Consider the following 19,253-nt stretch of genomic DNA (forward strand, 5'->3'; position numbering starts at 1 on the left):
CGGGTGTGCTCAAAGGGGTGGTCGTGCGGCTGCGCGGCGGTGCTTCGGTGCCGCCGCGCAGCCGTTTTCGCATGACCTTGACAGCTCCGACTATCTGACGGACAGTCAGAAATCTTCTCGAAGTTCGTGGCCGGGTGGTGGGAACCCGGGCGGCGGCTGCGGTGTACCAGAAATGACAGAACGCGACGGGCGGGACGACAGGGTCGCGGAAGACAGAGCGAGACAGAGGAAGACAGAGGAAGGCAGAGGGGGAGGCTGAGGTTCATGGCGCACGAGCCGCGGGTGAGCGACGAGTTGGGCAGGCGACTGAAGGCGTACGAGGGCCGGACCGCCGCCGTCTCCGCCACCGGGAAGGACCCTGTCAACGCGCCGATGATCCGGCACTGGTGCGAGGCCATGGGCGACACCAACCCGGCGTACACCGGCCCCGACGCCATAGCGCCCCCCACGATGCTCCAGGCGTGGACGATGGGCGGCCTCTCCGGTCACTCGGGCCGCTCCTCGGCGTACGACGAACTGCTCACCCTCCTCGACGAGTCGGGCTGCACCTCGGTCGTCGCCACGGACTGCGAGCAGGAGTACGTCCGCGCTTTGCGCCCCGGTGACGAGATCACGTTCGACGCCGTCATCGAGTCCGTGTCGGACCGCAAGACGACAAAACTCGGCACGGGCTACTTCGTCACGACCCGCATGGACCTCCACGTCGGCCCCGACCTGGCCGGCACCCACCGCTTCCGCATCCTCAAGTACGCACCGGCACATCGGAGGGAGGGCCCACCGCGAGAGGAACCCGAGCGGGAGAAGCCCCCGCGTCCACGCCCCGTCGTCAACCGTGACAACGCCGGCTTCTGGGAGGGCGTCCGCGAGCGGCGTCTCCTGATCCAGCGCTGCACCGGCTGCTCCACCCTGCGCCATCCGTGGCTGCCCGGCTGCGCCACCTGCGGACACCCGGGGTGGGACACGGTCGAGGCGAGCGGTGCGGGTCAGGTCTACTCCTACGTCGTCATGCATCACCCGCCCTTCCCGGCCTTCGACCCTCCTTACGCGGTCGCGCTGATAGAGCTCACGGAAGGCGTGCGAATGATCAGCAACGTGATCGGGGTGCCGTACGAAGAGGTGCGGATCGGTATGCCGGTGCGGCTCGAATTCAAGGCGTACGACGAGGAGTTGGTGCTGCCGGTCTTCCGGGCCGAGGAAGAACGCGTCGCCGTCGGGGGAGGCCCCCGTGCGGCCCGGTGAGCAGCTACCGCCGTTGGAGATCCCGGTGACCCGCACGCTCGTCGTCGCCGGGGCCATCGCCTCCCGCGACTACCAGGACGTGCACCACGACGCCGAACTGGCCCGGCAGAAGGGCTCCCCCGACATCTTCATGAACATCCTGACCACCAACGGCCTGGTCGGCCGCTACATCACCGACCACTTCGGACCGACGGCCGTCCTGCGTCGCGTGGCCATCCGGCTGGGCGCCCCCAACTACCCCGGAGACACGATGGTGTTGAGAGGCGAGGTCGAGGAGGTCACCGAGGAGGCGGACGGCGACACGGCGACGGTCCGCGTGACCGGGGACAACGGCATCGGCAGACACGTCACGGGGACGGTGACGGTCACGGTCCCCTCGACAGGGGACGCGCCCTCGGCGGCCGACGCCCCTTCGACAGCCGTGCCCTCGACGGCCGCGGTGCCCTCGACAGCGGACGTGCCCTCGGAAGCGACCGCCCCCGCAGGAGGTGCCGGATGAGTGTGCGGACGCGGGACTCCCTCGGCGGGCGGGCGGCGATCGTCGGTGTCGGGGCCACCGAGTTCTCCAAGAAATCCGGGCGCAGCGAGCTGAGCCTGGCCGCCGAGGCGGTGCGGGCGGCGCTGGAGGACGCCGGGCTGACTGCCGCCGACGTGGACGGGATGGTGACGTTCACGATGGACACCAGCCCCGAGATCACCGTCGCCCAGGCCTGCGGCATCGGTGAGCTGTCCTTCTTCTCCCGCGTCCACTACGGCGGCGGCGCGGCCTGCGCGACCGTCCAGCAGGCGGCGCTGGCGGTAGCGACGGGCGTCGCGGAGGTGGTGGTCTGCTACCGCGCCTTCAACGAGCGTTCGGGGCGTCGCTTCGGCTCCGGGGTGCAGCACCGGGAGCCGTCGGCGGAGGGGGTCGCGCTCGGCTGGTCCCTGCCGTTCGGGCTGCTCACCCCGGCGTCCTGGGTGGCGATGGCGGCCCAGCGCTATCTGCACCTGTACGGCCTGACCCCGGAGGCCTTCGGGCAGGTGGCCGTCACCGCGCGCAGACACGCGGCGACCAACCCGGCGGCCTACTTCCACGGCCGCCCCATCACCCTCGCCGAGCACACCGCCTCGCGCTGGATCGTGGAGCCGCTCCGCCTCCTCGACTGCTGTCAGGAGACGGACGGCGGCCAGGCCCTGGTCGTCACCTCGCTGGAGCGGGCGCGGGACCTGCCGAATCCGCCCGCCGTCGTGGCAGCCGCAGCTCAGGGGGCGGGCCGGGCCCAGGAGCAGATGACCAGCTTCTACCGCGACGACCTGGCCGGCCTGCCGGAGATGGGCGTGGTGGCCCGCCAGCTGTGGCGGACGTCGGGGCTCACGCCGGCCGACATCGACGTGGGGATCCTGTACGACCACTTCACACCGTTCGTGCTGATGCAGCTGGAGGAGTTCGGGTTCTGCGGGAAGGGGGAGGCGGCGGACTTCGTGGCCGAGGGGCGGCTGCCGCTGAACACCCACGGGGGGCAACTGGGGGAGGCGTATCTGCACGGGATGAACGGAATGGCGGAGGGCGTGCGTCAGATCAGGGGGACGGCCGTGAACCCCATACCCTCGGCCCGCCGGGTCCTGGTGACGGCGGGGACGGGAGTGCCGACGTCGGGGCTGGTGCTCACGGCGGACGGATGATCCCGGCCGGGCCCGGCCGGGATCATCCGTGCCGGGCCCGGCCGAGCCCCGTCGGATGCCTCCGATCGCCTTCGACGACTGCCTCCGGTGGACGACCCCCAGGGGTCATCCCGCAGTAGTTCCCGGGCCCTCGTCCACCCTCAGGAGGTGGAGCCACCCCCACCCCTACAACCTGAGGCGGAGTCGTCTTCGGGACCTGCGGCCGATGAGCGGGAGGCCCCCTCGCTCCTAGCGTGGAGCCATGACCACACCCGTCTGCACCAGCGCTTCGGACGCCGCAGTACCGGCGAGGCAGACCCGCCCGCATGTGACGTACCCCTCCTTCTCGTCGTACGTGAAGGCACGCCAGCCGGTGCTGCTGCGTACCGCCCGGTCGCTGACCGCGAACCCGAGCGACGCGGAGGACCTGCTGCAGACCGCGCTCACCAAGACGTACGTCGCCTGGGAGCGGATCGAGGACCACCGCGCGCTGGACGGCTATGTGCGCCGGGCGCTGCTGAACACGCGCACCTCGCAGTGGCGCAAGCGCAAGGTGGACGAGTTCGCGACGGACGAGATCCCGGAGCCCGAGCCGCTGCCCGGCGGGGACGACCCGGCCGAGCAGCAGGCGCTGCACGACGCGATGTGGCGGGCGATCATGAAGCTGCCGGCCCGGCAGCGGGCGATGGTCGTCCTCAGGTATTACGAGGATCTGAGCGAGGTACAGACGGCGGAGGTGCTCGGGGTGTCGGTGGGGACCGTGAAGTCGGCGGTGTCGCGGGCCCTGGGCAAGCTGCGCGAGGACCCGGAGCTGGGCCTGGTGCGATAGCGGGCTCGCGGCGGACTCTCCTCGGCCCCGACGCGGGATCTCCTCGGTGCCGGCCTCCCCGGTACCCCCCGCCCGCTGTGAACGCAACGTGACGTGATCGATCACCGCGGCCTAGTGACATACCAAGCGGTATGTGAGCAGAATCAGCCCAACCCTTACTACCGCGTAGGCAATGTCGCCCCGGGAGGACGCCGTGCTGAGCACCATGCAGGACGTACCGCTGCTGATCTCAAGGATCCTGACCCATGGGTCGACGATCCACGGGGCATCACAGGTGACCACCTGGACCGGTGAGAGCGAGCCGCACCGTCGCTCCTTCGCCGAGATCGGCACCCGAGCGGCCCAGCTGGCGCACGCGCTCCATGACGACCTGGGTGTCGCCGCCGACGAGCGGGTCGCGACGCTCGCCTGGAACAACGCCGAGCATGTCGAGGCCTACTTCGCGATCCCCTCCATGGGCGCGATCCTGCACACGCTGAACCTCCGGCTCCCGGCCGAGCAGCTGGTGTGGATCGTCAACCACGCGGCCGACCGGGTGGTCATCGCCAACGGCTCGCTGCTCCCGCTGCTCGCCCCGCTGCTCCCGCACCTGAAGACGGTGGAGCACGTGGTCGTGACCGGCCCCGGCGACCGTTCCCTCCTCGACGGCTCCCACGCGCGCGTGCACGAGTACGAGGAGCTGATCGCCGCCAAGCCGACGACCTACGACTGGCCCGAGCTGGACGAACGCCAGGCCGCCGCCATGTGCTACACCTCCGGCACCACGGGCGACCCCAAGGGCGTGGTGTACAGCCACCGTTCGATCTACCTGCACTCCATGCAGGTCAACATGGCCCAGTCGATGGGGCTGACGGACCAGGACACCTCGCTCGTCGTGGTGCCCCAGTTCCACGTGAACGCCTGGGGTCTGCCGCACGCCACCTTCATGACCGGCGTGAACCTGCTGATGCCGGACCGCTTCCTGCAGCCCGCGCCGCTCGCCGAGATGATCGAGCGCGAGAAGCCGACCCACGCGGCCGCCGTGCCCACCATCTGGCAGGGGCTGCTCGCCGAGCTGACCGCCAAGCCGCGGGACGTGTCCTCCCTCGGTCAGGTCACCATCGGCGGCTCCGCCTGTCCGCCCTCCCTCATGGAGGCGTTCGACAAGCTGGGCATGCGGGTCTGCCACGCCTGGGGCATGACGGAGACCTCCCCGCTCGGCACCATCGCCCGCCCGCCGGCCCATGCGGTGGGCACGCCCGAGGAGTTCGCGTACCGGCTCACCCAGGGCCGTTTCCCGGCCGGCGTCGAGGCCCGTCTCACCGGCCCCGGCGGCGAGCGCCTGCCCTGGGACGGCGAATCGGCCGGTGAACTGGAAGTCCGCGGCAACTGGATCGCGGGGGCGTACTACAACGGCCCGGACGCCGAACCGCTGCGCCCCGCCGACAAGTTCAGCGAGGACGGCTGGCTGAAGACCGGCGACGTCGGCACCATCTCCCCCGACGGCTTCCTCACCCTCACCGACCGTGCCAAGGACGTCATCAAGTCCGGTGGCGAGTGGATCTCCTCGGTGGAGCTGGAGAACGCGCTGATGTCCCACCCGGACGTCACCGAGGCCGCCGTGGTGGCCGTCCCCGACGAGAAGTGGGGCGAGCGCCCGCTGGCCACCGTCGTCCTGCGCGAGGGCTCCGCCGCGACCTTCGAGACGCTCCGCGCCTTCCTCGCCGACGAGGGCCACATCGCCAAGTGGCAGCTCCCGGAGCGCTGGACGATCATCGAGTCGGTGCCGAAGACGAGCGTGGGCAAGTTCGACAAGAAGGTGATCCGCAAGCAATACGCGGAGGGCACCCTGGACGTCACCAAGCTCTAGAAGGCGCCTGTCGGCACCAACTGGCCCACAAGGCGGCTCAGTTGGTGCCGATCCGTGCCAGCAGGTCCACGATCCGGGCCTGCACCTCGGCGCTGGTCGACCGCTCCGCCAGGAACAGCACCGTCTCCCCGGACGCCAGCCGCGGCAGGTCCGCCTGGTCGACGGCGGCGGTGTAGACGACGAGCGGGGTGCGGTTGAGCTGCCCGTTCGCCCGCAGCCAGTCCACGATCCCGGCCTGGCGCCGATGCACCTGCAACAGGTCCATCACCACCAGGTTCGGCCGGAACTGCCCGGCCAGCGTCACCGCGTCGGCGTCGCTCGCGGCCCGCGCCACCTGCATCCCCCGCCGCTCCAGCGTCGCCGTCAGGGCGAGGGCGATCTCGGCGTGCTCCTCGATGAGCAGCACCCGCGGCGGATGCTGCTCGCTGTCCCGCGGCGCGAGCGCCTTCAGGAGTACGGCGGGATCGGCGCCGTACGCCGCCTCGCGTGTCGCCTGTCCGAGCCCCGCGGTCACCATCACCGGCACCTGCGCCGTGACGGCGGCCTCCCGCAGCGACTGGAGTGCGGTCCGGGTGATCGGCCCGGTCAGCGGGTCCACGAACAGCGCGGCCGGGAAGGCGGCGATCTGCGCGTCGACCTCCTCGCGCGAGTGCACGATGACCGGCCGGTACCCGCGGTCGCTCAGCGCCTGCTGGGTCGTCACGTCCGGCGCGGGCCACACCAGCAGCCGACGCGGGTTGTCCAGCGGCTCCGGCGGCAGTTCGTCGTCCATCGGCTGCGGCCGCGGCGGATCGGCGACCTCCACCGCCCCGCCCGGCCCGTCCAGCGGCTCGGGACCCTCGGCAGCGTTCTCGTCCGGCGCTCCTATGGCGTACGACCGTCCGGTGCCCTCGGTCATCTGCGCGAGCCGCGACTGCCCGGCGAGCGACGGCTGCGGTACCGCGGGCGCCGGTGCGGGCGCGGGGGCCTCCGGGGTGGGGTGCGGACGGCCCGCGGCCGGGTCGGGCGGGGTACCGAGCTTGCGGCGCCGGCCGGAACCTCCCGGCTGATGCGGCGCGGGCGTCGCCGACGTCTGCGGCTGCTGCACCTGGGCCGCCTGCCGGGTGAACGGCACGCCCTGCCCCAGCGTCCGCACACTGATCGCCCGCCCCTGCGTGGAGTTCGGGTCGACGGGCGCGGCAGCCTCGGCGGGCAACGGCTGAGCGGTACGCGACGGCGCCGGAGCCGTACCGGCGACGGCCTCGGGCGGCAACGGCGTCCCGGGCGCCGGGGTACCGGCGGACTGCGCGGCGGCCTCGGCACCAGCCGTGCCGTCGGCAGCGTCGGCGGCGGGCCAGGGCTGCGGTGCGGCCTCGGCCGGAAGCGGCTGCGCGGGAGCGACAGCCGCGGGCGGAGCCGGAGCCTGGGCCTGGGCGGGCAACGCGGTCTGGCCGGTGGCGTTCTGGGCCGGCACCGACACGCCAGGGGCAATACCCTGCGCCGGCACCGGCTGAGCCGGAACCGACTGGTCCGGAGCCGCCGTCACCTGGACGCCGGGCCCCGCGGCCGCCTGCTGCGGTACCGGAACCCCCGGCGCAGGCGCCCCTGCGGCCTCCGCCGGCTGGCCCACGGCCCGGCGACGCCGACCCGTCGGCCCGCTCGCGGGGTGCGGCTGCGGCGGAGTGTGGTCCTCGGCCTGGTCGTGCGGCACCGCGTCGTGCCGCCCGTCGTCGACGAACCCGGCCGCGGGCACGGCCTGCCCGGGAACGTGTACGGCGACCTGGGCGCCGGACGCCTGCGGTGGTACGACGGCCTGAGCCGGGGCTTGAACAGGGGCTTGAACAGGGGCCTGTTGCACAGGCACGGGAACGGGAACCTGCGAAGGCACGGCGGCCCCTTGCCCCGGCACCTCGGCACCAGCACTCTCGGGCCCCCGGTCCGCCTCCGCGGGCGGCAGGGCGAACACCGCACGCGGGCCTGCCTCCTGCGCGGCCGCACGCTCGTTCGCGGCGGCCAGCGCACGGCGCCGACGCCCGGTCGGCTGACCCTCGCCCCCGGCCCCGTCCCCGGACGCCACCGCGGGCAACGCGGGCGGCAACGCATGCTGCGCGGGCGCGGGCACTCCCTGTGCCGACACCCCCTGCGGCGGCACCCCCTGCGGCGGAACGGTCCCGCCCAGCCCACTGCCCACGGCCGCGGTACCCGCGGCATGCTCCGCGGCGGTCATGACGGCACCCTCGGAGACACCGGCACCAGCGACGGCGGCCGCGCCCCCGTCACCACCGGCGATCTCGGCAGGCCGCCCCCGCCGTCGCCCGGTACCGCCCGTCGCGTCCCCAGCCTCCACGCCCGCCTGCGCCGCGACCGGCTCCGCCTCCTGCGCCGTACGCCTCCTGCGGCGCCCGGTCGGAGCGGTGCCGCCACCGTTCTCGCCACCGCCCTCACCCGGGCCCTCGGCGGAGCCGTCGGAGTCGACGGGCAGGTCCTCGCTCTCCAGGAACGCGTCGACGGACGACCGCCGCGCCCGGCGCCGTCCACCCGCGTCGGTGGTCTCCGGAGCGGCCTCCAGCGCGGCCGGACCGGAGGCGGAGGGGTCGGCCGCAACCGCGCCCGCGCCACCCCCGATCGGCACTTCGAGGACGTAGGCGCTGCCGCTCATCCCCGGCACCTCATGCGTCTGGAGCACACCGCCGTGCGCCCGCACGATCCCGCGCACGATCGGCTCGTGCACCGGGTCTCCCCCGGCGTACGGGCCGCGCACCTCGATCCGTACGACCTCGCCGCGCTGGGCGGCGGCGACCACGACCGTGTTGTCCATGTAACCGCCCGCCGAGACGGGCGCGTTGCCCGTCGCGTCGACACCGGCGACATCGGCCACGAGGTGCGCGAGGGCGCGGGCGAGCAGCTGGTGGTCGACCTCGGCCTCGATGGGCGGCGCGTGCACGGCGAACTGCACGCGTCCGGGCCCGACGAGTTCGACAGCGCCTTCCACACCCGCCGCGACGACGGCGTCGAGCATCACCTTCGTCCGATGGACGCCGTCGGTGCCCGCGTCGAGCCGCTGGTAGGCGAGGACGTTGTCGATGAGCTGGGTGATCCGCGAGTACCCGGCGGAGAGGTGGTGGAGGACCTGGTTGGCCTCGGGCCACAACTGCCCCGCGTCGTCCGCCGCGAGGGCGGCCAGTTCGCGGCGGAGTTCGTCGAGGGGGCCGCGCAGCGAGGCGCCGAGCAGCGTCAGCAGCTGCTCGTGCCGGCCGGCGAGCGCCTCGTACCGGTCCTTCTCCCGTTCGCCCAGGGCGGCGTACCGCTCCTCGCCGGCGGCGAGTTCCTCCGCGTGCCGCTCCTGGAGCTCCTCGACCTCGGTGACGTGCTTCTGGCGCAGCGCGGTGAGTTCGGAGGCGTGCTCCTCGGAGAGCCGCTCCAGCTCGTCCGCGTGCTGCTTCTCTACGGTGGCCTTCTCCTCGGCGAGGGTGTCGTAGGGCCGCCGGTCGGTGAAGGTCATGACGGCACCGACGAGCTGGTCGCCGTCGCGCACCGGCGCGGTCGTCAGGTCGACGGAGACCTTCTCGCCCTTCTTCGACCACACCACCTGCCCGCGCACCCGGTGCTTGCGCCCGGAGCGCAGGGTGTCGGCGAGCGGGGACTCCTCGTAGGGGAAGGGCGTGCCGTCGGCGCGGGAGTGCAGCATCAGCTCGTGCAGCTCGCGCCCGCCGAGGTCGCTGGCCCGGTAGCCCAGTATCTGCGCGGCGGCCGGGTTGACGAGGACGATCCGCCCGTCGGTGTCGGTGCCGACCACGCCCTCCGACGCGGCCCGCAGGATCATCTCGGTCTGCCGCTGGGAACGCGCCAGCTCGGCCTCGGTGTCGACGGTGCCGGTGAGGTCGCGTACGACGAGCATCAGCAGTTCGTCGCCGCTGTAGCCGTAGCTGTCGTAGGCCTGCTGGCCGTTCTCCAGATTGGCGCTGGTGACCTCGACGGGGAACTCGAACCCGTCGGTCCGGCGCGCGATCATCCGGGTTGGCTTGGTCCGCCCCGCCGGGTCCATGTGATCGGGCCGCCGCATGGAGCCCGGGATCAGCTTGGAGTCGAACTCGGGCAGCAGATCGAGCAGCCCGCGCCCGACCAAGGCCGTACCCGGCGTCTCGAATGCCTCGAGCGCGATGGTGTTGGCGTTCACGACGGTCCCGTTGGCGTTGACCAGCACCAACGCATCGGGCAGCGCGTCGAGTATGGCTGCGAGGCGAGCAGCGCCTCGGGATGGCCTGCTGCTCACGAGACGCTTCCTCCCTGTTACCGCATCTTGCCGACCGCTCGGGCCATCTTGCCAACCGTCCCGCAGCGTGTCACGCGAGGGAGTCTAAGGGCTGCGGTTGCGCGCGGCCCCGGATGAGAGGGAGGTCGCACGACGAAGTGACGCAGAACGTGTGACCGACTCCCGCGACCTCTTCCTTCGTCCCCCGCGACCTTCGCGGTTCGTTCACGCCCTCGCTGAATCCGCCATGAAATGCCTGTGCGGACCCGGCGGGTGCACGCAGTCGCGTACCGCCGCGGGACTTACGGGGCCGCCGGACGCTTCAGGACCGCGGGTCGGGCAGCACCGGCACCATCCGGTCCCACCGCCCGATCTCGCACCCGTTGCTGCGGTCGTACGTCGCCTCGACGGGCCGCCCGGCCCAGGTCCCCGTGACATGCGCGGTGGCGGGGCCGCCGTACTGCATGGTGCAGACGCTGTCGTCGGGTACGGGGGCGAAGGCGTCCTTCCCCCAGCGGGTGCCGCGGTCGAGCGCGGCGCAGGCCCGGTCGGCGTCGGGGTGGGTGCCGCCACCGGGATGGCAGTACAGCTCGAAGGTCCCGTCCTCGCCGTGGCCGGCGTTCCTGACGGTGACGGTGAGGTGGTCGCCGGTGCCGAGGTCGTCGCGGGTGGGCGGTGGCATCAGGTCGAGGGCGGCGGCGGGCGCGGCGGCGAGGGAGCCGACGGCGACGAGGGAGGAGGCGCCGGCGACGAGCAGCCGGGCGAGCGGGGCGCGGGACTTCCGGAACAGGGACATGACCTGACTAACGCCGCCCGCCCCGGCCGGTTGCGCCACGGCCGTCGACCGCGAGAAGTGCTTTGCCCTGCGGCCCGCCTGCCTAGTACCGTGGGAGGCGATTGGTGACACCACGCTCGACTGTGTCATCATCTGCACGCACCACTCGCGCTCGCGCGGGCGGCTGTGCTGGAGGCGTCGCCTAGTCCGGTCTATGGCGCCGCACTGCTAATGCGGTTTGGGACTTAAATCCCATCGAGGGTTCAAATCCCTCCGCCTCCGCGCTTGATCACGAAGCCCCGGTCCTCAGACCGGGGCTTCGTCGTTGTCAGAAGAGGCCCCACATGGCGTTTTCGCAGGTCACAAGGGGTGCGGCAAACGGATTTCACATGGCGGCGGCAGTCATGTAATGTTCTTCCTGTCGCCGCGAGCGGCCCGGAAGGGCAAGGAACGGCGGGAAAACAGAACAAGCACTCGTAGCTTAACGGATAGAGCATCTGACTACGGATCAGAAGGTTGCAGGTTCGAATCCTGCCGAGTGCACATCGAGAGAGGCCCCGGAGAGATCCGGGGCCTTTCGCGTTTCGTGATGTTTTGGGGAGGGAGAGCGCGATGAAGGTCAGGGGCGGCGGCAGAGCGGGGCTCGTGGTGGTCGGGCTGGCGGCCGTGCTGGTGGGGTGCGGTCGTGGCGACGGAGGCGAGGAAGCCGGAGAGGCGCCGGAGTCGGCGTCCGCGTCTGCCTCCGTATCTGCGTCTGCGTCTGCGTCCGAGTCCGCGTCCGTGTCCTCGGCGGAGCAGGGGCGGCTCGCCCCCGATGTGCTGCAGAGCCGCTGGTGGTCCTGGGCGGCTTCGGAGCCCGAGTCGACCAACCCGGTCGCCGATGAGGACGGCGGTGACTGTGCGCGGAACCAGCCGAAGGACGTGTGGTTCCTGGCCGGCACCTTCGGTACACGGGCCCAGCGGAGCTGCCCGGTGCCCGCGGGCGTGCCGGTCGCCTTTCCCCTCGTGAACCGGATCGGCGGGCTCGAAGACTGCGCGCTGTTCATGGACGGCGTCGACGGATCGGCGGTCCTGGACGGCAGGAAGGTCAAGGCGGACGTCTATCGCGACGAGGCCGTGACCGTGGAGGGCGTCGCGAGCAATCCCGTCACCGGCACCGACCAGACGTTCGAGGGCACGGGCTGCGGGCTGTGGGTCCAACTGCCCGCTCTCAAGAGCGGTGTGCACTCGCTGAAGATCCGTGGCACTGCCGGGGACTTCGCGACGGGGGTCGACTACACGCTGACCGTGGCCGCCGCCTCGTAGCCGGAGGCCGCGTGCGGGAGCTCAGGCCGCCGCCCCGGCCAGCCGGTGGAAGGCCTCGATCGTGTGCGGGTGGGCGAGTTCGTCCAGCAGGTGGCGCCACTCGGGGTCGGCGGCGGCCGGGTGGGCCTGGTCCCAGGCGGTGAGCAGCGGGGCGAGTTCGCTGTCGTCGGCGGGGAACCGGGTGTGGGGCTGGGTGTTCATGGGAGCTTCCTTCCGGTGAGGGGTCGAGCCTCTGGGGCGGGACCCGTTTCCTCCGAAGGCCGTTGAAAACCTCTGGCTTCCACCATGCCGCGAGCCCCCTCGCGGAACCATGGAGTCGCCTACCGGGCCGGGGGTGTGGCCAGCCCCACCCGTCGGGTGCGGCTGCCCCGTGGCGGGGTGGCGGCGGCCCAAGTGCCGTGTCACTCCCGCCCGTTGAGGCGAACATATGCGCTTGTGTCGCATGTTCGAATGCGCCTAGTTTTTCACGTCATGACCATGACGAGAAGAACGATCCTGCGCGGCATGGCCGCCGCACCCCTCGCCGGTGCGGCCGCGAACGTCCTCGCCGCCGCGCCCGCCCACGCGGCGACCGTCGTCGCGAACCAGTACTCCCTGGCCGGCCGCACCTCCAACGAGCACGGCGAATTCGCCGCGCTGACGGCCGGGTTGGCGGCGCGGCTGACCAAGGTGGACGCCACCACCGTCATAGCCACCGCCAACCGCGACGCCGACCCGCTGAGCAGCGCACCCAGCACCGCCGAGGCCTTCCAGACCGGCTTCGCCTGGGACCCCGCCGACCAGGACGTTCCGTACTGGATACCCCAGGGCGTCACCACCAGCGCCGACGCCTACGGCAACGGCCGCTACCCGGACAGCGGCGGCGACAAGGTCGTCCTCGTCTCCTGGTACTTCGAGACCGACACCGACCCCGACACCCCGGGCGACGAGTACGCCATCGACAAGGGCATGCGCCTGACCTTCGTCGACCACAACACCGCCGCCGCGCCCACCTATCGGCACGTACTGCTCGTCGAGCCGGTCCGCACGGCCTCGGGTGCCTACTCCTTCGCGCCCGTGCAGAAGCACGCCGGCGGCATCATGTGGTACGGCAACCTGCTCTACGTCGTCGACACCTACAAGGGTCTGCGGATCTTCGATCTCAACACCCTGTTCACCGTCGAGACCGCGGAGAAGGACGTCTGCGGTCTGCACACCGACGGCAAGTACTACGGGTACGGCTACCAGTACGTCCTCCCGCAGAGCTACGCCTACGACAACGCCGGAACGTATCTGCGCTACTCGACGATCGGCCTCGACCGCGCCAGCACCCCCGACAGCCTGGTGATCGGCGAGTACTCCCTCGACGGCGTGGTCTCCTACAACGACCCCGGCCACACCTTCAACGGCACCGGCGCGCCCGCCGAGACGACGCCTCATGTCGTCCGCTGGCAGCTCGACTACACCGACCGGCACCCGGGTTCGCTCACCGCGACCGAGGCCGTCACCGTCGCCCAGAAGAAGATCCAGGGCATCGTCTCCCGCAACACCAAGCACTACCTCTCGGTGAGCGCGGGCCCGTCCACCAAGGGCGCCCTGCGCACCTTCACCTCCGGCGCGTCCACCGCCACCACCGTCGCCGACCTCGCCGTCGGCTGCGAGGACCTGAGCTTCCACAGCAGCGGGGCATCCGGCTGGTCGTACAGCGAGTCGGTGATCTGGAACGTCAGCGAGTACGACGGTCTGCGGTACGTGTACGCGGTGCGGGCGGACGGTTCCTAGCCGCCGTCCGCTACCAGGCGAGCCGGAGGTCGCCGTGGTGGAGGCGGGTGGCGGCCGGCAGGGGCCGTACGGTCGCCGTCTCCCCGCGGGTGCCCGTGAAGACGCACAACCGCAGCACCAGGAAGCGGCCGATGCCGGCGAGGCCGGAGGCGCCCAGATAGACGGCCTGCTCCCAGGCCAGGCCCGGTGAGGACTGCACGAAGTGCAGAAGGAACATCGCGGCGCAGGTCACCACGTAGGCCGCCGTCGCCGAGCCCGCCGACTGCAGATGCCGGCGGAGGCCCGCGCGGCGGCCGGTGCCGAAGGTGAACAGGGCGTGCAGCTCGGTGCACAGGATCGTGGACGCCACCGTGATCACGGCGTTGGCCGCCGCCCACGGCATCAGCAGCGCCAGCAGCGGGACCGCCGCGCTCGACAGCAGTCCGACGCCTCCGCCGCACACCACGAACCGGACGAAGGAGGCGAGCGGACCCACCTCGGGCTTCGCGTCCGTGCGTTCCGCGCGGTGCGTCTCCATGGTGGTGTCCTTCCGGGGCGGTCGAGGAGCTTGCTGACGTGCTCCACGATCTCCTCGTCCGCCGCGCGAAACGATGGTGTGCCCTCCCGGAACGGGGGTGGGGCCAGCTCCACCATCTCCCCTCCGCCGCCCCCTACTTGCCCTGCTCGGCCGCCTGCGCGTCCTGGCTCCGGAGCTCCTCGACGTACTCCAGGGCGAGCCCTGTCGTCCGGGTGAACCAGTCGTTCAGTACGGCGATCTCGGCCGCGGAGTAGTCGGCGAAGAGGGTGTCGAGGCGGGCGTAGTAGGGGCCGTACAGGGCCGTGAGGCGGGTGACCGCGGCCGGGACGGCGGCGACGCGGACGCGGCGGCGGTCGCCGGGGTCGGGGCGGCGGGTGATGAAGCCGCCGCGCTCCAGACGGTTGAGGATGCCGGTCATCGCGCCCGTCGTGACATGGGCGTGCTCCGCGAGGTCGCCCGCGGTGAGCAGGTCCTCGCCGGCCTTCAGGACACAGGCGAAGCAGAGCAGGTCGGTGACGTTCAGGCCCAGTCGCTGGGCCATTTCCTGCTGGCCGAGCAGGTGCGTCGCGATGAGGGAGTCCATCGACGACAGCGCCTCGGCCGGGGTGGCGGCGGGACGGGGCTTGGCGCGCATCTGTGGATTACCTATTACCTTAGATCGTGAGGGATTTAGCTGCTAAATTGCTTACGACGTGAGAGGTTCTGTCGTGGGCGGGAGGCTGCAAGGTGAGTGCGCACCAGTATGACGAGGGGCACACGGTCGCGGGGTGGACCGGGTGCGCCGTGGCCACGGCCGGTTGTGTCGTCCTGGGCCTCGGGGTGGTCATGGTGTCGGTCCCGGTGCTGGTGGTTGGGGGTGCCGTGGTGCTGCTGGGGCTTCTGGTCACCTGGGCCCTGCATCTCGCGGGCTGGGGCAAGCCGCCGGGGCGCCGGCCGCGGGAGCAGTGGGGGATGCGGGCGCGGGACCTGTCGGCGCGGGACGGGCATCCGGGGTGTGTGGGGTGCCGGTTGGCGGGGCGGGGGCGGCGAGCCGCGGTGCCGGTGGTCGCCGCTGCCGAGCCGGAGGTCGTCACCGTGGATGCCGGTGGCTGAGCGGGCCGTTGTGATGGGCCGCCGTGATGGGCGGTCGTGATCGGGGCCGCTGTGACGGGGCCATTGTGACGGGGCCGCTGTGATGGGGCCGTTGTCAGTGGTGCCCCCTACTCTCGATCGGGATGGCACAGGCATGGAAGTGCGCGGGGCTGCGCTGGTCGGCGGACGGTCCCGTGCTGACGTGGGACGGGGGCCGGCGCTCCGCGCTGACCTGGGGGAAAAGGGTGGCCTTCGGGGTCGCGGACGGGGGTGGACGGACCTGCGTGGGGGCGCGGGGGCACGCGTGTCCGGTGCGGGCGCCCGTGGCGGGGCGCAGTACGGGGGCGCGGTGCGAGGAGTGCGCGCGCCTCGACCGGGCGCACTCGGTGGCCGCCGACACGATCGCGGACGATCCGCGCCCGTACCACGTGTATCTGGCGTGGTTCGGCCCCGGGATGGTCAAGGTCGGGATCACCGCTGAGGAACGGGGTTCCGCGCGGTTGCTGGAGCAGGGGGCCGTCTGTTTCAGCTGGCTGGGCGTCGGTCCGCTGATGGCGGCGCGGCGGAGCGAGGAACTGTTGCGGGCCGCTCTCCGTGTCCCCGACCGGATTCCGTACGCCGACAAGCGCGCGGTGCGGTCCGCGTTGCCGGGGACCGAGGGGGAGCGGGCGGCCGAGATCGCGGAACTGCATGCGCGGGCGGTGGCGTTGGGCGGCTGGCCGGAGTCGCTGCGGGCCGAGCCGTTCCGGCCCGTGGACCACGTGGGGGTGTTCGGCCTCGCGGGGGTGCCGGCCGCTGTCGGAGCGGTGAGCGAGCTGGTCGCGGGCGGTGCGGTCGGCGGACGGCTGGTCGCCGCGGCCGGGCCGGATCTGCATCTGGGGACCAGGGGCGGGGTGGTCGTCCTGGACACGCGGTTGATGACGGGGTGGGGGCTGGTGCCGGTGGTGGAGGGGGCCGCGGTGGAACTTTCGGTGCCGGTGCGGGAGTTCAGGAGAGAGACGGGGGTGCAGGACGGGTTGTTCTGACGGGCCCGGGCGGCTGAGGGGCGGTTGACGGGCGACTGCTGGGAGGCGGATGGCGAAGACGGATGGCAAAGAGACGGATCCCTCCGGGATCCCTTTTGGCAAGGCGCCTGGACGGGGCGCCGAGCGGGGATCGATCGTGGATGCCATGAGCGATCACCGTATTGCCCCTGTCGCAGCCCATGAACCTCCGTACTACGCCGTCGTCTTCACCTCCCTGCGCACCGAGGGGGACGACGGGGAAGGCCCCGGATACGGCCCCACCGCGCAGCGCATGGGCGAGCTGGTCAAGGAGGTCCCAGGATTCCTCGGCGAGGACTCGGCGCAGACGCCGGGCGGGCTGTCGGTGACCGTGGCCTACTTCCGGGATCTGGCCGGTATCGAGGAGTGGCGGCAGAACGCGGAGCACCGGGAGGCCAAGGAGTACGGGCGGGCGCACTGGTACGAGCGGTACTCGCTGCACATCGCCCGGGTCGAGCACAGCCACAGCTTCCAGCGGGCTGAGACGAACGTGACAAAAGGGGGCTGAATCCGCCACCTGAGGCCGTAGGGCAGGCGCCGCCTTGGTGTTCCCTGTGAGTTTCTCAGGGAAATCACAGGAAGCCGAAAGCCTGCTCTCAGAGCCTCCCGACAGTGTGTTCACCATGACCACGACCTCGCCCCAGGGGCGCACCGAACTGCTGAGGCCGGACGGGAGCCCCGTCCGAGTGCTTGTGGTGGACGACGAGCTGTCGATCACCGAACTGCTGTCCATGGCCCTTCGTTATGAGGGCTGGCAGATCCGGAGTGCGGGGGATGGCACCGGTGCCATCCAGACCGCCCGGGAGTTCCGGCCCGACGCCGTCGTTCTCGACATGATGCTGCCCGACATGGACGGGCTGACCGTTCTCGGCCGCCTGCGGCGTGAGCTGCCGGACGTTCCCGTCCTCTTCCTCACCGCGAAGGACGCCGTCGAGGACCGTATCGCCGGGCTTACCGCCGGTGGGGACGACTACGTCACCAAGCCGTTCTCCCTTGAGGAGGTCGTGGCTCGGCTGCGCGGACTCATACGGCGCTCCGGCGCGGCCGACCGGCGGTCCGACTCCGTGCTCGTCGTCGGTGACCTCACCCTCGACGAGGACAGTCACGAGGTCTCGCGGGCCGGGGAGGGCATCCACCTCACCGCGACCGAGTTCGAACTCCTTCGCTTCCTGATGCGTAATCCCCGGCGTGTGCTCAGCAAGGCGCAGATCCTCGACCGCGTGTGGTCCTACGACTTCGGGGGGCAGGCCAATGTCGTCGAGCTCTACATCTCGTACCTGCGCCGCAAGATCGACGCCGGTCGCGAGCCGATGATCCACACCCGGCGTGGCGCCGGTTACCTGATCAAGCCCGCGGCGTCATGAGCGGACGACGACGGGAGCGTCCGCAGAAGAAGCGACTGGGCAAGCCGCGTACCCTGCGGGCGCGGCTCGTCGTCGCGTCCGTTGTGCTGATCGCCGTGGTGTGTGCGGTGATCGGGACCGTGACGACGTTGGCGTTGCGGTCGCATCTGTACGACCAGTTGGACAAGCAGCTGGGTGATGTCTCGGCGCGTGTGTACATGGGCAGCAAGCCGCCCGGCGAGGGGGACAAAGGCGTCGCGATCCCCCAGAGCTCCCAGACGAACAGTCTCAGCCTCGACGACTTCGTCAAGCGCGGCCCGCAGCCGGAAGGCACGATCATCGCCAAGGTCGTGAACGGCAGCATCACCGATGCCCGGGTCGGTGAGAAGGACGCGGACAACACCGACATCAGCGGGATGAAGGCCGAGAGCGTCAGCGAGGCCGCGCAGTCGGCGCTGAACGAGGTTTCCCAGGACGACGGCGAGCACACCGTCGACCTGCCCGGACTCGGCGAGTACCGCGTCGTGTTCAAGAGCACCGACGCCGGCAACAGCTACTACGTGGCCATCCCCACCACCGGCGTCAACAACACCCTCAACACCCTCATAGCCGTAGAAGCCAGCGTCACCGCCGCAGGCCTCATCGCCGCCGGTATCGCCGGTACCGTCATCGTCGGTGTGGCCACCCGCCCCCTGCGTCGCGTCGCCGCGACCGCGACCCGGGTCTCCGAACTCCCCCTCCACACCGGCGAGGTGAACCTCAGTGAGCGGGTGCCGGAGTCGGAGTGCGATCCGAGCACCGAGGTCGGCAAGGTGGGCGTCGCGCTCAACAGGATGCTGGACCACGTCCACGCCGCCCTGCACTCGCGTCAGCAGAGCGAGATGCGGGTACGGCAGTTCGTCGCGGACGCCAGTCATGAACTCAGGACCCCCCTCGCCTCCATCCGCGGTTACGCCGAACTGACCCGGCGCGGCAGAGAGCAGATCGGTCCCGACACCCGTCACGCGCTCGGACGTATCGAGTCCGAGGCGGGGCGTATGACGTTGCTCGTTGAAGACCTGTTGCTGCTCGCGCGGCTCGATGCCGGGCGGCCGCTCCAGTTCGAGCAGACCGACCTCATCCCCCTCGTCGTGGACACCATCAGCGACACCCGCGCCGCCGGCATGGAGCACAACTGGCGGCTGGACCTGCCCGACGAACCCGCGCTCGTCTCCGGCGACGCCGCCCGCCTCCAGCAGGTGCTCATCAACCTGCTCGGAAACGCCCGTAAGCACACGGAGCCGGGGACCACGATCACCGCCCGAATCCAGCGGCGCGGGCCCTGGATGTGTGTGGACGTCGAGGACAACGGCCAGGGGATACCGCCGGATCTGCTGCCGCATGTCTTCGAGAGGTTCGCGCGCGGTGACTCGTCGCGGTCCCGGGCCTCCGGGTCGACGGGGCTCGGGCTCGCCATCGTGCAGGCCGTGGCGACCGCGCACGGCGGTGCCGTGACCGTGGACAGCGTGCCGGGGCGGACCGTGTTCACGGTTCATCTGCCCGCGCTCGCGCCCGCGACGCCCCGCCCGGCGCCCGAAACGAACTGGCAATCGCACTCACAGGCACACCACAGTGCCAGCACATGGGTGCAACAGGGCACTTGACCACAG

17 protein-coding genes and 2 tRNA genes are annotated in these 19,253 nt (G+C 71.4%); 14 read left to right on the top strand and 5 right to left on the bottom strand.

Features of this window, described 5'->3' with window-relative positions:
* Positions 1 to 264: 264 nt before the first annotated feature.
* From OG885_RS23465 to OG885_RS23485, 5 genes are all read left to right on the top strand, one after another.
* Positions 265 to 1,239, top strand: a complete 975-nt coding sequence (locus tag OG885_RS23465; RefSeq protein WP_405734696.1) for a bifunctional MaoC family dehydratase N-terminal/OB-fold nucleic acid binding domain-containing protein — start codon at positions 265 to 267, stop codon at positions 1,237 to 1,239.
* Entirely contained in the window at positions 1,226 to 1,738 is a 513-nt protein-coding gene (locus tag OG885_RS23470; protein ID WP_405734698.1) for a MaoC/PaaZ C-terminal domain-containing protein, read from the top strand. Before OG885_RS23465 ends, OG885_RS23470 begins: the two co-directional genes overlap by 14 nt.
* Positions 1,735 to 2,901 carry a lipid-transfer protein gene (locus OG885_RS23475; protein WP_405734700.1) on the top strand — a complete coding sequence of 389 codons (1,167 nt, stop codon included), beginning with the start codon at positions 1,735 to 1,737 and terminating at the stop codon, positions 2,899 to 2,901. The genes OG885_RS23470 and OG885_RS23475 overlap by 4 nt, the downstream gene beginning before the upstream one ends.
* Before the next feature lie 241 nt (positions 2,902 to 3,142).
* On the top strand, positions 3,143 to 3,709 hold the full coding sequence (locus OG885_RS23480) for a SigE family RNA polymerase sigma factor (RefSeq protein ID WP_399953556.1): 567 nt from the start codon (positions 3,143 to 3,145) through the stop codon (positions 3,707 to 3,709).
* A gap of 172 nt (positions 3,710 to 3,881) precedes the next feature.
* The gene (locus OG885_RS23485) at positions 3,882 to 5,558 is read left to right on the top strand and encodes a long-chain fatty acid--CoA ligase (protein WP_405734702.1); all 1,677 of its coding nucleotides are present in this window, start codon (positions 3,882 to 3,884) and stop codon (positions 5,556 to 5,558) included.
* 37 nt (positions 5,559 to 5,595) lie between these two features.
* Here the strand turns inward: OG885_RS23485 and OG885_RS23490 are convergent, their stop codons facing one another.
* A complete protein-coding gene (locus OG885_RS23490) occupies positions 5,596 to 9,810 on the bottom strand; it encodes a PAS domain-containing protein (protein ID WP_405734704.1) in 4,215 nt (1,404 codons plus the stop codon).
* Between the two features lie 301 nt (positions 9,811 to 10,111).
* A complete protein-coding gene (locus tag OG885_RS23495) occupies positions 10,112 to 10,585 on the bottom strand; it encodes an SSI family serine proteinase inhibitor (RefSeq protein ID WP_405734706.1) in 474 nt (157 codons plus the stop codon).
* Positions 10,586 to 10,755: 170 nt separating this feature from the next.
* Between OG885_RS23495 and OG885_RS23500 the strand changes: the two genes are divergently transcribed.
* The 3 genes from OG885_RS23500 to OG885_RS23510 all read left to right on the top strand — a co-directional run bounded on the left by OG885_RS23500 (position 10,756) and on the right by OG885_RS23510 (position 11,869).
* Positions 10,756 to 10,846: transfer RNA gene (locus tag OG885_RS23500), tRNA-Ser, on the top strand.
* A 188-nt stretch (positions 10,847 to 11,034) separates the two neighbouring features.
* Positions 11,035 to 11,107, top strand: a tRNA-Arg gene (locus OG885_RS23505).
* Between the two features lie 69 nt (positions 11,108 to 11,176).
* On the top strand, positions 11,177 to 11,869 hold the full coding sequence (locus OG885_RS23510) for a signal protein (RefSeq protein ID WP_405734708.1): 693 nt from the start codon (positions 11,177 to 11,179) through the stop codon (positions 11,867 to 11,869).
* Between the two features lie 21 nt (positions 11,870 to 11,890).
* Here OG885_RS23510 and OG885_RS23515 read toward each other — a convergent pair whose 3' ends face one another.
* A complete protein-coding gene (locus OG885_RS23515; RefSeq protein ID WP_405734710.1) occupies positions 11,891 to 12,070 on the bottom strand; it encodes a hypothetical protein in 180 nt (59 codons plus the stop codon).
* Between the two features lie 276 nt (positions 12,071 to 12,346).
* On the opposite strand from OG885_RS23515, the gene OG885_RS23520 reads away from it, so the two are divergent.
* The gene (locus OG885_RS23520) at positions 12,347 to 13,630 is read left to right on the top strand and encodes a hypothetical protein (protein ID WP_405734712.1); all 1,284 of its coding nucleotides are present in this window, start codon (positions 12,347 to 12,349) and stop codon (positions 13,628 to 13,630) included.
* 10 nt (positions 13,631 to 13,640) lie between these two features.
* Here the strand turns inward: OG885_RS23520 and OG885_RS23525 are convergent, their stop codons facing one another.
* Entirely contained in the window at positions 13,641 to 14,147 is a 507-nt protein-coding gene (locus OG885_RS23525; RefSeq protein ID WP_405734714.1) for a hypothetical protein, read from the bottom strand.
* A 133-nt stretch (positions 14,148 to 14,280) separates the two neighbouring features.
* Positions 14,281 to 14,781: a MarR family transcriptional regulator gene (locus tag OG885_RS23530; RefSeq protein WP_405734716.1), complete on the bottom strand. Its 501-nt coding sequence runs from the start codon at positions 14,779 to 14,781 to the stop codon at positions 14,281 to 14,283.
* A 92-nt stretch (positions 14,782 to 14,873) separates the two neighbouring features.
* Here OG885_RS23530 and OG885_RS23535 point away from each other — a divergent pair, with 92 nt between their 5' ends.
* The 5 genes from OG885_RS23535 (at position 14,874) to OG885_RS23555 (ending at position 19,247) form a co-directional block, all read left to right on the top strand.
* On the top strand, positions 14,874 to 15,239 hold the full coding sequence (locus OG885_RS23535; RefSeq protein WP_405734718.1) for an HGxxPAAW family protein: 366 nt from the start codon (positions 14,874 to 14,876) through the stop codon (positions 15,237 to 15,239).
* Between the two features lie 122 nt (positions 15,240 to 15,361).
* Positions 15,362 to 16,243 (top strand): DUF2797 domain-containing protein, encoded by an 882-nt coding sequence (locus OG885_RS23540; RefSeq protein WP_405734720.1) that lies wholly within the window; start codon positions 15,362 to 15,364, stop codon positions 16,241 to 16,243.
* A 145-nt stretch (positions 16,244 to 16,388) separates the two neighbouring features.
* Positions 16,389 to 16,769, top strand: coding sequence for an antibiotic biosynthesis monooxygenase family protein (locus OG885_RS23545; RefSeq protein WP_405734722.1), 381 nt, complete (start codon positions 16,389 to 16,391; stop codon positions 16,767 to 16,769).
* A gap of 115 nt (positions 16,770 to 16,884) precedes the next feature.
* Complete coding sequence (locus tag OG885_RS23550; RefSeq protein ID WP_026179246.1) at positions 16,885 to 17,625, top strand: response regulator transcription factor; 741 nt, start codon at positions 16,885 to 16,887, stop codon at positions 17,623 to 17,625.
* Entirely contained in the window at positions 17,622 to 19,247 is a 1,626-nt protein-coding gene (locus OG885_RS23555; RefSeq protein WP_405734724.1) for an ATP-binding protein, read from the top strand. Before OG885_RS23550 ends, OG885_RS23555 begins: the two co-directional genes overlap by 4 nt.
* Positions 19,248 to 19,253 lie beyond the last annotated feature (6 nt).

It is taken from the genome of Streptomyces sp. NBC_00028 (genome assembly GCF_045041065.1).
GTDB lineage: Bacteria > Actinomycetota > Actinomycetes > Streptomycetales > Streptomycetaceae > Streptomyces.